At 52.6% G+C, this 14,737-nt stretch carries 12 protein-coding genes; 8 read left to right on the top strand and 4 right to left on the bottom strand.

Features of this window, described 5'->3' with window-relative positions; all coding sequences use genetic code 11:
• Positions 1-7: 7 nt before the first annotated feature.
• From trmB to FGI04_RS14295, 4 genes are all read left to right on the top strand, one after another.
• A complete protein-coding gene (gene trmB, locus FGI04_RS14310; protein WP_407336898.1) occupies positions 8-727 on the top strand; it encodes a tRNA (guanosine(46)-N7)-methyltransferase TrmB in 720 nt (239 codons plus the stop codon).
• Complete coding sequence (locus FGI04_RS14305) at positions 727-1,071, top strand: YggL family protein (RefSeq protein ID WP_016942156.1); 345 nt, start codon at positions 727-729, stop codon at positions 1,069-1,071. Before trmB ends, FGI04_RS14305 begins: the two co-directional genes overlap by 1 nt.
• 124 nt (positions 1,072-1,195) lie before the next feature.
• Positions 1,196-1,912 carry a YggN family protein gene (locus FGI04_RS14300; RefSeq protein ID WP_407320969.1) on the top strand — a complete coding sequence of 239 codons (717 nt, stop codon included), beginning with the start codon at positions 1,196-1,198 and terminating at the stop codon, positions 1,910-1,912.
• A 754-nt stretch (positions 1,913-2,666) separates the two neighbouring features.
• Complete coding sequence (locus FGI04_RS14295) at positions 2,667-5,813, top strand: autotransporter domain-containing protein (RefSeq protein WP_407340094.1); 3,147 nt, start codon at positions 2,667-2,669, stop codon at positions 5,811-5,813.
• A gap of 68 nt (positions 5,814-5,881) precedes the next feature.
• Here the strand turns inward: FGI04_RS14295 and FGI04_RS14290 are convergent, their stop codons facing one another.
• From FGI04_RS14290 to mutH, 4 genes are all read right to left on the bottom strand, one after another.
• Positions 5,882-6,922 carry an NADP(H)-dependent aldo-keto reductase gene (locus FGI04_RS14290; RefSeq protein WP_407274680.1) on the bottom strand — a complete coding sequence of 347 codons (1,041 nt, stop codon included), beginning with the start codon at positions 6,920-6,922 and terminating at the stop codon, positions 5,882-5,884.
• 201 nt (positions 6,923-7,123) lie between these two features.
• Positions 7,124-7,342 carry a YgdI/YgdR family lipoprotein gene (locus tag FGI04_RS14285; protein ID WP_038903568.1) on the bottom strand — a complete coding sequence of 73 codons (219 nt, stop codon included), beginning with the start codon at positions 7,340-7,342 and terminating at the stop codon, positions 7,124-7,126.
• Positions 7,343-7,495: 153 nt separating this feature from the next.
• On the bottom strand, positions 7,496-8,212 hold the full coding sequence (locus FGI04_RS14280; RefSeq protein ID WP_407274681.1) for a TerC family protein: 717 nt from the start codon (positions 8,210-8,212) through the stop codon (positions 7,496-7,498).
• 174 nt (positions 8,213-8,386) lie between these two features.
• Entirely contained in the window at positions 8,387-9,073 is a 687-nt protein-coding gene (gene mutH / locus FGI04_RS14275; protein WP_342700456.1) for a DNA mismatch repair endonuclease MutH, read from the bottom strand.
• Positions 9,074-9,845: 772 nt separating this feature from the next.
• Between mutH and rppH the strand changes: the two genes are divergently transcribed.
• From rppH to thyA, 4 genes are all read left to right on the top strand, one after another.
• Positions 9,846-10,373, top strand: coding sequence for an RNA pyrophosphohydrolase (gene rppH, locus FGI04_RS14270; protein ID WP_012883628.1), 528 nt, complete (start codon positions 9,846-9,848; stop codon positions 10,371-10,373).
• Positions 10,374-10,387: 14 nt separating this feature from the next.
• Positions 10,388-12,634, top strand: a complete 2,247-nt coding sequence (gene ptsP / locus FGI04_RS14265) for a phosphoenolpyruvate--protein phosphotransferase (protein WP_342700496.1) — start codon at positions 10,388-10,390, stop codon at positions 12,632-12,634.
• A 222-nt stretch (positions 12,635-12,856) separates the two neighbouring features.
• Positions 12,857-13,720 (top strand): prolipoprotein diacylglyceryl transferase, encoded by an 864-nt coding sequence (gene lgt, locus FGI04_RS14260; RefSeq protein ID WP_038903572.1) that lies wholly within the window; start codon positions 12,857-12,859, stop codon positions 13,718-13,720.
• A gap of 30 nt (positions 13,721-13,750) precedes the next feature.
• On the top strand, positions 13,751-14,545 hold the full coding sequence (gene thyA, locus FGI04_RS14255; RefSeq protein WP_342700457.1) for a thymidylate synthase: 795 nt from the start codon (positions 13,751-13,753) through the stop codon (positions 14,543-14,545).
• The last annotated feature ends 192 nt before the right edge of the window (positions 14,546-14,737 follow it).

The following is a 14,737-nucleotide window of genomic DNA, read 5'->3' as shown; positions in this document are numbered from 1 at the left end:
ACGCATTATGATCAATAACGTCATCTCTCCGGAATTCGATGAAAACGGGCGTCCACTGCGCAGAATCCGCAGTTTTGTGCGCCGCCAGGGCCGCCTGACCAAAGGACAGCAACAGGCGCTGGATGATTTTTGGCCGGTGATGGGCGTGGAATATCAGAATGCGCCGCTGGATTTCACCCAGTTATTTGGGCGTGAGGCACCTGTGGTGTTGGAGATTGGTTTTGGGATGGGGGCATCGCTGGTGACGATGGCGCAGCAGCACCCGGAACAGAATTTTATCGGTATAGAAGTGCATGTCCCCGGTGTGGGCGCTTGTCTGGGGGCTGCTCAGGAAGCGGGCGTCGACAACTTGCGGGTGATGTGCCACGACGCGATAGAAGTGCTGGAGCGAATGATTCCCGATGGTTCGCTTGCCATGGTGCAACTGTTTTTCCCTGACCCGTGGCACAAAGCGCGCCATAACAAACGTCGCATTGTACAAGCACCGTTCGCTGAGCTGGTGCTGCGGAAATTGGCGGTTGGCGGGGTGTTCCATATGGCGACTGACTGGGAACCTTATGCGCAACATATGCTCGAAGTGATGAGTACGGTCGCAGGTTACCGCAATCTGTCTGACCATAATGATTATGTACCGCGTCCGGCTTCACGGCCGTTGACTAAATTTGAGGCCCGCGGCCAACGGCTGGGGCATGGCGTCTGGGATCTGATGTTTGAGAGGAATCAATAATGGCTAAGAATCGGAGTCGTCGTTTACGCAAGAAACTGCATATCGATGAGTTTCAGGAGTTTGGTTTTTCGGTTAGCTGGCGTTTTGCGCAAGGAACCAGTGTGGAAGAGATTGATCGCACGCTGGATCTGTTTGTTGATGAGGTGATCGAGCCAAACGGTCTGGCGTTTGAAGGTAGCGGCTATCTGCAGTGGGAAGGTCTGGTGTGCCTGCAAAAGCTGGGTAACTGCACCGATGAACAGCGTGAACTGGTACGTAACTGGCTGGAGTCACATCAGTTGACGGAGGTAACGGTCAGCGATTTGTTCGACATTTGGTGGGATCTGCCCGCTCACCTCGGTTAAATCGCGCGTTTTTTTGTCACCACTGCGGTCATCATCGATGAAGTACGCCGGTGATGACTGTGGTGAAAGCCTTTGCCGCCGGGTGTTGCGGCTGGTGTCTGACGCCGTTTTTTCAGGAGTTTTTATGTTGCGTAAAATGACCTTGGGAGCATTGATGTTACTGGCCTGGCAAGCGCAGGCAGCTTATCAATGCCATGTTCAACCACAAGACGACATCATTATCAGCCCACAGAGTGTGAGCGTGGTCGGTGCCAGCGGTAATCTGCAAATTTCACCGCAAGGGGATGTATTGAGCAACGGCAGCGCGCTGAACCTCAATAGTGCGCAGCGTCAGCAGGCTCAGTCGTATCAGGCTGAATTGCGCCAGCAACTGCCGTGGATTGACGAAGGGGCACGCCAACACCTGGAGAAAGCGCGCCAGGCATTAGACAAGGTGATTGTGCAGCAGCTAGGCAGTGACAGCAATGTGCGCAACCGGCTGGGGTCATTGGATGAGCAGCTAAAACAGCAGATGAACCGGATTATCGAGCATCGTAGCGATGGCTTGGCTTTTCATCACCAGGCAATTAAGCAGGTTGAGCAGGACGGACAGCAGATTGTCGAGCGGACAATGGGTGGTGTCCTGCAAGATAGCCTCAATGAAATGGGCGTCAAACAACTGGGCAGCAGCGGCGGTAATCCGTTGCAGGCGATGATGGGTAATCTGGGGGGGCTGCAACAAGCCATTCAAACTGAGTGGAAAAAGCAGGAGTCAGATTTTCAGCGCTTTGGTCACGATGTTTGCAATCGGGTGACGGCACTGGAAAATCAGCGCCAGACGTTATTGAAGTCAATTAAATAACCTTTATTCTTGTAAGGGCGAATACATTATTCTATGTTCGCCTTTTTCTTTTCATCGTGTACACACCCTTCACACCCCTGCTGCGATTTACATTTATTAAACTTACCTATTTCCTTATTTACGTTATTGTTTCTTGATCTTTCTATTTATTTTCATTTTGTTTCTGTTTTATTTTCTTTCACGAAATTGAAAATGAAATGGCTTGTTTTGTTCATTTTTCTTGTGTAAGAATATTATTAAGAAGTGCGGATTTTCGTTATGACATGATGTCATTCTGTAAAAATAGACTCATGGTCACCGGGTTGCAGGTCGATGCGTTAATGGGGGGAGTTGATACCCAACGTATTTGAAACCCGTATCTGAAACCTGAGGTGTGGCACATGAAGTATGACAGATTATGACGAATGATTATGACGAATATAGTGTGCTTCTGAAGCAATGGAATGTGTCAAATAGAATGTATTACCGAATAAGGATGGCGGTTGATGATGGCAAAGTATGCTCCAACAGGCGGTATTTTCACCACTATGATGATGACGAATGAGCATTGTTTTGTTCAGCTAGATTCATCAATTTTCTCTTTTAGTGACGACATCTCATACCTGTCCCCCAATGCGTAATGAAGCATAAAGGGAATAATGAGTAAGGCGTCACTCCTCGCACAGCAAATAAAACGTCCCGTACTGCTTGATTATCGGATCTCCCGATCCGTTCGTTGAGATTTTATTATTTTTTCATTGCCAGGATGAGTCATATGCGCATGACGTTTCAGACGTTAGGGGCCTCTTATGCCCAAAAAACGGATTTTTTTCATCATATCTGCCGGGTTGTCATCGATAACATTCGCGTTAAGAAAGTTCGCGTTAAGAGAGGATGTCTCGCGATAGTATTATTGATGCTGAGCATTAGCGGGACGGTTTCTCAGGGTTATGCCGCAACCGCTGAGGATTTTCGCACACCTGAATATCTACGCAACGGTGCTGCGCTCGATTCTATCCACGCGGCTGATGCGTATGCACTGGGGTACAGCGGTGCTGGGGTCACCGTTGGCATTATTAACCGCGTCGGGGATTTATCCAGTAATGATGAATTCAATGGCAAGGTGGACTCAGGTTCACACTGGATTAGCGACCCCAGCAGTGCCAGTCCGCACGGTTATTGGGTCGCCGGGGTGATTGGCGCTGCCCGCAATGGGGTTGGGGTACAAGGCATTGCCTATGATTCGAACCTGTTAACGCTGGGAACGGATAATTCCATTGGGGATTTATTGCAGGGTATGGTAGATATGACCAACCGCCCGGATGTGAAAATCATCAGCAACAGCTGGGGGTTTCTGTTCTATCCCGATCAGCTTTCCTCTTACTCGGCTGCCATGCAGGACTTGCTGCTCAATACAGTGGTCCCTGCTTATGTCAGCGCAGGGAATGTACTGGCCAGTCAGGGTCAGTTAATGGTGATGTCCGCCGGTAACGAAGGACACCTGACGCCGACACTGTTTTCCGCGCTGCCGACCGTGCTGGATAACAATGGCCTTCAGGACAATATCGCCAATACCTGGATTAACGTCATGGCTTATGATCCCTCTCAGCCTACCAGCAGCGCGGCGTTTATTGCCACGTTCAGCAACCTGGCGCAGGGCGCGACCGATTATAGTCTGTTGGCGCCGGGCGTTAATATCATCACACCCTCCACCAATAACACTTATTTTCGGGTTAGCGGTACGTCATTCGCTTCACCTTATGTCGCAGGGGTCGGTGCACTGGTCAGCCAGGCGTTTCCCTATATGAGTGGCAAGCAGATTGCTGATGTGCTGTTGTCGACCGCGACGCCACTGACGGGTGATGCGTTGCCGAAAGCGGTGGTACTGGCGAATGAACAGTATGACGAGAATCAGTCGCTCACCGGTACGGCTATCAAGGTGTATTCCACCCATACCGGTATTACCTTCACTGATGATGAACTGACCACACTAATAAGCTCATTGAAAATTAAAAGCCCCTATAACGGTATGACGGATGATCAGGTGCGCGCGGCGATTTTGAGCGCGGCTGCCGACCAGAATATTACCGTGATGTCACAGAGTGACTATCAGGCGCTATTCGGGCAAGGGGTCGTCAATGCGTTTAAAGCGGTACAAGGCCCCGGTTTACTGAACGCGAAACGTCTGGTGGACAGCGACCTCAGTAGCGGTACGTTTGGTGGGAATTTTGCCCTGTACTCTATTGATACCAAAGGTATTGATAGTACCTGGAGTAACGACATCGGCCAGGTGAAAAACACCACCAGTGGGAGTACGTTGCTTGGGCTGGATGTAGGCCTGCGTAAGCAGGGTGCCGGTACGCTATACCTGACAGGGAATGACACCTTTGCCGGTCCGACGGTAGTAGAAGGTGGCAAGCTGATTGTCGGTAAGGTCGCCGGTGATGCCGGGCGTCTGACCGGTGACGCCTGGGTATTATCTGGAGCGATACTGGGTGGGCATGGCACTATCAACGGCTCTGTCGTGGTACAGAATGGCGGCACATTATCACCGGGCAATTCAATCGGCACACTCACGGTGGGCAATGTACGCTTTGATCCTGGCTCCATTTATCTGGTGGAGATCGATCAACAAGGTAACGCTGACCAACTGGTGGTGACGAATACTGCCCAGTTGGCCGGGACGGTTAAGTTGGTTGGGCAAGCTCCCGCCCATCTGGGGGAGCAGTTCACGCTGGTGAAGGCTGGCACCTTGACCGGTGCATTTGATGCACTGGAGTCGACGAACAATTCGCTGTTTTTGACCAATGCATTGACCTATAACGCGCAAAGCGCGCAGGTCAGTGTGGTGCGTAACAGTGTGCGTTTTAGCGATGTGGCGCAAACCGCGAATCAGAGTGCGATAGCTAACGCTATCGATAACCAATCGGGTACGGCGGTATTGAGCGCAATTGCTGATCTGCCGGATGCCGACAGCGCCCGACGTGCGTTTGATAATCTAAACGGTGAGTTTTATGCCAGCGCACGCAACGCGCTGATTCAAAACAGCCAGTCGGTCAGAGAGATTCTGAACAACACCATGAGCAGCGCAGGCAAAGGCGTGGAACCCTGGGTCAGTAGCTGGGGGTATGAGGGTCGCCAGGATAGCGATGGCGTACAGGCAGGACTCAAATACAATGGTTACGGCGTGTTGCTTGGCAATGGTACCCCGGTTGGCGAACAAGGGGCGTTGGGGGTTGCCGTTGGTGCGGAAAAAGGGCAAATCACGATGGACTCTCGTGCATCCAGAGGTGATCTGAACGCCTGGCATGCCGGTGTGTATTTGTCTGGTCGGGCACTGGCGCTCGATCTGCGCTCTGGCCTGAGTTACAGCTATATCACGCTCGATAACCAGCGCGGTATTACTGTCTCTGGCCTGGACGGGCAGGCAACCGGTGATTATCACGCCAATCTCGCTCAGGGGTTTGTGGAAGCCAGCCACCGCTTTGACTTCTTTGATAACGTCAGTGTAGAGCCTTATGGCAATACCGCCTGGGTCTGGCTGCAAAATCAGGCAGGGCAGGAGAGCGGTAACAGTGCGGCGCTGGCGTTTGATAAAGAGACCAGCCGTAGCGCCTTTGCAACCGGTGGCTTGCGCCTGAAAGTCCGGCCGTTATCACGCCTGCCGGTGTCGTTGTATGGGGATATCGGCTATCAGCATCGTTTAACCCACGATGACAATCAGGTTCGTTTACGCTTTGTTTCCGGTGGCGATACCTTTACCACACAAGGGTTGCCGCTGGCGGATAACACGCGCCTGATGCGGGCAGGGGTGGCAGTGGATTTTTCCCGTAATATGCATTTGTCACTGGGGTATCAAGGCGATCGCGCCACCCGCATTAAAGATGACAGTGCGCAGGCGTTATTTAGCATAGCGTTCTGACTGAACGGTACTGTGGGAACTGCGCCTTCCTGGGAAGACGCAGTACATTATCAAAGCACAGTTCATTATCAAGGTGCGGGAATGGTAAAGCGGTGGTGGATAGCTTCCAGTTCCGTCAGGATCTCTTCGCCGAGCGTCAGGTTCAGGCTATCCAGGTTGGTTTTTAACTGTTCCAGCGTTGTCGCACCAAGCAGGGTACTGGCGACAAACGGTTGCTGACGCACAAACGCCAACGCCATCTGCGCCGGGTCCAGACCGTGCTTGTTCGCCAGCGCCACATATTCGGTGATGGCTTGCTGGGTATGGGGGGCCGAGTAGCGGACAAAGCGGCTAAACAACGTATTACGTGCGCCTGCCGGTTTAGCGCCGTTGAGGTATTTACCCGTCAAGGTGCCGAATGCCAGCGGCGAGTAGGCCAGCAGTTCCACGCCTTCATGCTGGCTAACTTCAGCCAGACCAACCTCGAAGCTGCGGTTCAGCAGACTATAAGGGTTTTGAATAGAGACGATACGCGGCAACTCATGTTTTTCCGCCAGTTGCAAATAGCGCATCACTCCCCACGGGGTTTCGTTCGATACACCGATATAGCGGATTTTCCCCGCCCGCACCTGTTCGTTTAGCGCTTCCAGTGTTTCCAGTAGTGTGACGGCCGGTTTTTCCTGGGTGTACTGGTAATTGAGCTTGCCGAAGCTGTTGGTCTGACGCTGCGGCCAGTGTAACTGATACAGGTCGATATAATCGGTGTTCAGACGTTTGAGACTGTCGTCCAGTGCGGCGCGGATATTTTTGCGATCCAGCGCCTGCTGCGGGCGCAAGCTACTATCATTGAGACGCACTGGCCCGGCGACTTTGCTGGCGATGATCAGCTTTTCACGCCCGCCGCGGCTTTTCAGCCAGGAACCGATGTAGCTCTCCGTGAGTCCCTGCGTTTCCGGCCGTGGCGGAACCGGGTAGATTTCTGCGGTATCAATCAGATTAACACCGGCGGCAACCGCAAAATCCAACTGGGCATGGGCGTCTGCTTCGCTATTTTGCTCGCCGAAGGTCATGGTACCCAAACCGAGTGTACTGACTTCCAAACTGCTGTGGGGAATACGGTGATAGAGCATTGCGGTTTCCTTTTTATTCTTCTGAGTAACGCGGGTGCGACGGCACCGCAATTTTGACTATAACTAAGCCGTGGCGAGGGGGGAAGACCCTTTGTGCGGTCAGACTACGCATTGATCAGGGCAAAAACGACGTTCCCCTGACCGGATCGCTGCAACGAAGGCGGTTTGGTCCGTATCCCTCAAACCGCCCTGAATCACCCCTTAGCGTTCCATTACCTGAGAAACACCGTTGTTGTTGACCTGGTGTTGTACGCCATCTTCATCAGTATAACTGAGTAGTCCGGTTGCAGGATCCAGCACGGGTTTTCCTTTGGTCAACAGCATCTGACCGTCTTTCGTGGCGATAACATAGTGGCTGGCACAGCCGGAGAGTAGGACCACAAAAGTCAGGGCAATGGCGGTTGTTATCCGGGATCGCATGCTGAATTTACCTATTGTTTAGCAAAAAAATTGAACATTTTTTCAGTCTAGCAAAGCGTCGTTCGGATGAGGTTAGGATTTATGGTAAAAAAATTAAAAAGATACGTAAGGATAAGCAGGGAAACGGTGAATGCACCGTTTCCCGCCAGAGAATTACTGATTTTTGACGGATTTCTTACCGCGCATCAGGTTCAGTGCTTCCACCGACATGGAGAAGAACATGGCGAAGTAGATGTAGCCTTTCGGCACATGAATCGCCACGCTTTCCAGAATCAGTGTAAAGCCCACCAGAATCAGGAACGACAACGCCAGCATTTTCACCGAGGGGTGACGGTCGACGAATTCACCGATAGGACGTGCGGAAAACATCATGACACCGACGGCAATCACCACGGCGGCCATCATGATAAACAGGTGGTCAGACAGGCCGACTGCGGTGATCACGGAATCCAGACTGAAGATGATATCCAGCAGCATAATCTGCACGATGGCACCGAGGAACGAGTGTACCTGTGATGTATGATCTTCCGCACCGCCTTCAATCGTTTCGTGAATTTCTTTGCTGGATTTCCAGATAAGGAACAGGCCACCGAAGAATAAGATTAGGTCGCGGGCAGAAACGGCTTGTCCGAATACGCTAAACAGCGGATTGGTCAGCCTGATAACCCAGGCGATTGACGCCAGCAGGCAGAGTCGCATCAGCATGGCGCAGAGTAAACCGATGCGTCGGGCTTTATTCTGCTGATGTTTAGGGAGTTTGGCGACGACCAGCGACAAAAAGATGATGTTGTCGATGCCAAGGACGATTTCCAATATGGTGAGGGTCCCTAGCGCCAGCCAGGCATTAGGGTCTGCGATCCAATCGAGCATTATCTCAGTACATCCTTAAACGAAATGTAAATGACTATTATCTCCGGCCTGATGCCGCACAGGCAAGCGGATTTATCGCCGCCCTCTTTTCAGGCTGTGGTCTCGGCGCACCGGGAATCAGGTGAGAGAGATATACCCAGAGGGGCACTCTTGGTATACCGCTGCTCTGGGTTATTACAACAGAAAATGGCGGGCCAGTAGCGGTGTGGTAAAGGTTTTCTTCAGATAAAAACCGCGTGGTAGCGTCATAATCGGTTGCCCGTGTTCACCAATGGCTTCCGTCAGCGCCCGGCTATTGGCGGCTTTGGGGCGTAACTGCAACACTTCACCGTGACGGGCGGTAATACTTTCCACCTTGCCCAGCACGATCAAATCCATCAATTCTTCCCAATCCTGACGTAATTGTTGTTCTTCTTCAGGGCTGGGGCTCCACAACAGCGGCGCACCGATACGCCGATCCCCCAGTGGAATAGGGCGTGAACCTTCCACCGGAATCCACAGCACTCTGGCCAATTTATGGCGCACATGGCTGCTTTCCCAGGTGACACCGCTGTTGCCAGTGAGTGGCGCTACACAGACAAAGGTGGTTTCCAGTGGGCGTCCTTGTTCATCCACCGGGATGGTTTTTAATTCAATCCCGATATCAGGGAAATCCTGTTCGGGTTTACTGCCGGCACTGGCACCCAGAAAACGTTCCAACAAGACGCCTATCCAGCCTTTGTCGCGTTTCAGGTCGGCGGGCAGCGGTAATTGGGCGATTCGGGCCAGCTCCGCCAGTGAGTAACCGGCCAGTGTTTGCGCCCGTAGCAACAGTGTGTGTTCGCTGTCCGGTGGTACCTGATGGGGCGTGGGTGTCTGCATGGATCGAGTATCCGTTACTGATAACAGGGTTGATTAAAAAAAATACAGCTATAACGGGGGATAACGTCAGGCATTCAGCTATTCAGGAGAAAAATAATAATAGCATGATTCTTTTATGATTTTTCTCCTGCTCCCCACAGCGAAAAACATACCGCCGGTTTTTGTTCATGACAAGACACCGACAATGAACAGGATTTTACACTATGTTATCCACAGATTTTTGGGATAACCGGGATAACTCAGGATTACTGTTTTGATTTACAGCCTTGACGGACGGTGGTTTTGCTGGTTTTGCTGATTTTTTGGCTGGTTTTTCCTCGTTGCCTGTGGATAAAACCGTCGTAGTGCGATCTTTCGCCATTCTGAAAACCGGATTCGCATCGGGTGGTGGTGAGAAGTGGATGGAACGGGGAAAAGCCGGTTAATTCGTTGAAAGGGAATGGCAATTTAGCGTTGTAGATCATGCTCACATAAAAGTTGCTATGAGTTTTGCGCACTTTTTCATGATGTTCTTCACAAAGATGTCCACAGAAAAAGTGAATAAACCGACGGAATTGCCAGGCGAATGTTTATAACTTCGATCCTATCTGTGGGTTACCGATGTGTTATCTAAAATCTCGTGGGAATGGCAAGGCTGCGACCCGAGCCACCGACATGTGTCGCGATTGTCGCAAACACATCAATAAAAGGGATGTAAAGCGGGAGTTTACCGTCTGTCAGGAGTGTGAAACAATCGAGTCATCTTTGCATTCTAGTTTATCGAGGTAGTCCGGTGATCGACGATGATGGCTACCGCCCGAATGTTGGTATTGTAATTTGTAATCGGCAGGGTCAGGTATTGTGGGCTCGCCGCTACGGCCAGCACTCCTGGCAGTTTCCTCAAGGGGGGATCAACCCCGGAGAAAGCGCGGAACAAGCGATGTACCGCGAACTGTTCGAGGAGGTGGGGCTGCGGAAAAAGGACGTTCGTATCCTGGCTTCCACCCGAAGCTGGTTACGCTATAAATTGCCAAAACGTTTGGTGCGTTGGGATACAAAACCGGTATGTATCGGCCAAAAGCAAAAATGGTTTCTGCTACAGTTAATGTGTAATGAATCCGACATCAATATGCAAAGCAGCGGCACCCCGGAATTCGACGGCTGGCGTTGGGTGAGCTACTGGTATCCGGTACGCCAGGTGGTGTCGTTCAAACGGGATGTTTACCGTAAGGTGATGAAGGAATTTGTCATCGCCGTGATGCAGCTACAGGAGAATTCGGCTACCCGAATATCATCAGGCACCAGACGAAAACGAGGATAATCCGACACATCATGATGCTCACGCGACTGCGAGAAATTATTGAAAAGGTTGCGGCCGCGGCCCGGCTGAGTGATGCGTTGGATATTCTGGTTAATGAAACCTGTCTGGCGATGGATACGGAAGTCTGTTCTATCTATCTGGCTGATCACGATCGTCAATGTTATTACCTGATGGCGACGCGCGGGTTGAAAAAGCCGCGCGGTCGTACCATCACGCTGGCGTTTGGTCAGGGGATTGTCGGCCTGGTGGGCGAGCGGGCGGAGCCTATCAATCTGGCGGATGCGCAAAGCCACCCTAGCTTCAAATTTATTCCTGCTGTCCGTGAGCAGCACTTTCGCTCCTTTCTGGGTGTGCCGATTATCCACCGGCGTCAGTTATTGGGCGTGTTGGTGGTGCAGCAGCGCGAGCACCGGCAGTTCGACAAAAACGAAGAATCATTCATGGTGACGCTGGCCACCCAGATGGCGGCCATCCTTTCCCTATCCCAAATGAAGGCGTTGTTCGGGCAATACCGCCAGACACGCATTAAAGCGATGGCGGCGTCTTCCGGCGTCGCTATTGCACCGGGCTGGCAGGATCGTAGCCAGCCGTCGTTGGAACTGGTGTTTCCTGCCTCCAGTCTCGACAGTGATCGTGAACGTTCCCGATTGTTGGTGGCGATGGAAGAGGCTGGCGCGGAGTTTCGCCGTTTCAGCAAACGTTTTAGCGCCAGCTCGCAAAAAGAGAGCGCGGCCATCTTCGATTTCTATTCTCACTTGCTAAACGATGCCCGTCTGAAACGTGATTTGTTTCAGGAAGTGGATACCGGCAGCGTGGCTGAGTGGGCCGTTAAAGTCGTGATCGAGCGGTTCGCGGCGCAGTTTGCCAGTCTGCAGGACCCTTACCTGCGAGATCGCTCCAGTGACCTGCGTGCGTTAGGTCAGCGTCTGCTGTTTCACCTTGACGACAATGCTCAAAGCAATGGGCAGTGGCCGCCGCGTTTTATTCTGGTGGCCGATGAGCTGACCGCCACGTTGCTGGCCGAAGTCCCGCAGGATCGTCTGGCTGGGGTGGTGGCTTATGACGGTGCTGCCAATTCCCACGCTGCCATTCTGGTGCGGGCGATGGGCATCCCCACGTTGATGGGCGCGGATATTCAGCCTGATCTACTGCATCAGCGCCTGCTGGTTCTGGATGGGTATCGCGGTGAGCTGCTGGTGGACCCAGAGCCGGTGCTGGTGCAGGAGTATCAACGTCTGTTGAGCGAGGAGAACGAGCTCACCCGGCTGGCGGAAGACGATATGGAACGCCCGGCGGTGCTGAAAAGCGGCGAACGGGTGGATGTGATGCTCAATGCCGGTCTGAGCGCCGAGCATGAGAAGCGCTTTATCAACCAGGTTGACGGCGTCGGCCTGTATCGCACCGAAATTCCGTTCATGCTACAAAATGGTTTTCCTTCGGAAGAGGAACAGATGACGCAGTATGAAGGCATGCTGCGGCTGTATCCGACCCGACCGGTGATGTTGCGTACGCTGGATATCGGTGCCGACAAGCAGTTGCCTTATCTGCCCATCAGTGAGGAAAACCCGTGTCTGGGCTGGCGCGGTATTCGTGTCACGCTGGATCAGCCAGAAATCTTCATGATTCAGGTTCGCGCCATGCTGCGTGCCAACGCCCATATCGGCAATTTGAGCATTTTACTGCCGATGATCAACAGCCTGGATGAGATCGATGAAGCAAAACGGTTGATCGACCGGGCGGCAGCGGAGGTGTCGGAACTGCTTGGCTTCCCGTCACCGCGCCCGCGTATCGGCATTATGATTGAAGTGCCGTCGGTGTTATTCCTGTTGCCGCATCTGGCATCCCGTATCGATTTTGTTTCCGTTGGTACCAATGATCTGACCCAGTACTTACTGGCGGTAGATCGCAATAACCCACATGTTGGTTCGTTATACGACAGCTTGCATCCCTCAATGTTGCAGGCGCTGAACATGATAATCACCCAATGCCATCATTATCGGCTGCCCGTTTCGGTGTGCGGCGAGATGGCAGGTGAACCGATGGGGGCCTTGTTACTGATTGGTCTCGGGTTCCGCACGCTGAGCATGAACGGACGCAGCGTTGCCCGCATCAAATATCTGCTGCGCCGCATTGGCGAGGATGAAACACGCCAATTGGTCAATAAAGTGCTTAACGCACAAACCGCCAGTGAAGTCCGTCAGTGGGCGTCGATTTTCATTGAAGAGCGGGGATTGGGCGGTTTGATTCGTGGTGGGCGTTAAACGCAGGCCGTTCGATTTCTCTACCCGGATTTCTCCATCCTGATTCCCTCATCCGGACGGCGTTACCCGGAAATGTTTACAGTTCTTTTATTCCTCGTTGCCAACTGTTTCTACTGGCTATGCTATTATGCGCAACCGCAGACGGGCGATGGCGGTGCTGCCTTCTCTCGGCCCCTTAATAGCCCCGAAATCAGGGACAAAGCAACAAGAATGTGGTGATTGATGACGACGAGCTATCTGGAGTTTCCCAAGTTTGATCCGGTGATTTTTTCATTAGGACCGGTTTCCCTGCACTGGTATGGATTGATGTATTTGGTCGGGTTTGTGTTCGCTATGTGGCTGGCGGTGCGCCGGGCGAACAAACCGGGTAGCGGATGGCACAAAGACGAAGTAGAAAACCTGCTCTACTTCGGTTTCCTTGGCGTGTTTGTCGGCGGCCGTCTGGGTTATGTATTGTTCTATGCTTTCCCTTTATTTCTGGATAATCCGCTTTATCTGTTCCGGGTGTGGGACGGTGGCATGTCTTTCCACGGCGGATTATTGGGTGTTATCACGGTTATGCTGTGGTTTGCGCACCGTACCAAACGCCATTTCTTCCAGGTTTCTGATTTCATCGCGCCGTTGATTCCGTTTGGTCTGGGCGCGGGCCGTCTGGGTAACTTTATCAACGGTGAACTGTGGGGCCGTGTCACGACTGACACGCCGTGGGCGATGCTGTTCCCTGGCTCTCGCGGTGAAGACATGGCGCTGGCGGCGGGTAATCCGCAGTGGCAGGCCATTTTTAACCAGTACGGTGTGTTGCCGCGTCATCCGTCGCAGTTGTATGAACTGGCGCTGGAAGGGGTAGTGCTGTTCATCATTCTGAATGTGTTTATTCGTAAACCGCGCCCAATGGGCAGCGTATCTGGGCTGTTTCTTATTGGCTACGGCTGTTTCCGTATTATTGTGGAATTTTTCCGCCAGCCGGATGCACAATTGGGGCTGTTTAGCGGCATCAGTATGGGGCAGATTCTGTCAGTACCGATGGTGTTAGCGGGTATTCTGATGATGGTATGGGCGTACCGTCGGCAGTCAGCCCGGCAGTAATTGTTGATAAATTATTGAGATAGAGGTGGTATGAAACAGTATCTGGAACTGATGAAAAAAGTGCTCGAAGAAGGGACTCCCAAGGATGACCGCACGGGCACGGGAACGTTATCGATTTTCGGTCATCAGATGCGTTTCAACCTGCAGGAGGGGTTCCCGCTGGTGACCACTAAGCGTTGCCACCTGCGCTCGATCATCCACGAACTGTTGTGGTTTCTCAATGGCGATACCAACATCGGTTACCTGAATGACAATAAGGTCACTATTTGGGATGAATGGGCGGATGAGAATGGCGAACTGGGGCCGGTATACGGTAAGCAGTGGCGCGCCTGGGGGGCAGCGGATGGGCGCCAGATAGACCAACTCCAGACCGTGCTGAATCAACTGAAGCAGGATCCGGATTCTCGCCGCATCATCGTTTCCGCCTGGAATGTGGGTGAGCTGGATAAAATGGCGCTGGCACCTTGCCATGCTTTTTTCCAGTTCTACGTGGCTAACGGTAAACTCTCCTGCCAGTTGTATCAGCGCTCCTGCGACATCTTCCTTGGCCTGCCGTTCAACATCGCCAGTTATGCGTTGCTGGTGCACATGATGGCGCAGCAGTGCGATCTGGAGGTCGGTGATTTCGTCTGGACTGGTGGCGATACCCATCTCTATAACAACCACCTGGAGCAGACTCGCCTGCAGCTCAGCCGCGAGCCGCGTCCCTTGCCGAAGCTGGTTATCAAGCGCCGCCCGGAGTCGTTGTTTGATTATCGTTTTGAAGATTTCGACATCGAGGGATATGACCCGCATCCTGCCATCAAGGCACCGGTCGCGGTCTAAATCTTAATCCCGCACGAATCTCACCGCCCAGAGGCGGGTACTGCCGACAATACAAAAGCGCTCTTGCGCGTGCTTTTCCCTGTTGTTGTGTCCGGTACCTTGTCGATGGGCGGTTTTTTTATCTGTCGGTGGAGACGGGGGCGCCAGTTTGCGAGCGACCACGCATTTTCCCTGTCTGTTGCGGTTGCCCTC

It is taken from the genome of Dickeya ananatis (assembly GCF_019464615.1).
Taxonomy (GTDB): domain Bacteria; phylum Pseudomonadota; class Gammaproteobacteria; order Enterobacterales; family Enterobacteriaceae; genus Dickeya; species Dickeya oryzae.
This window is presented reverse-complemented; position numbering and strand designations above follow the sequence as displayed.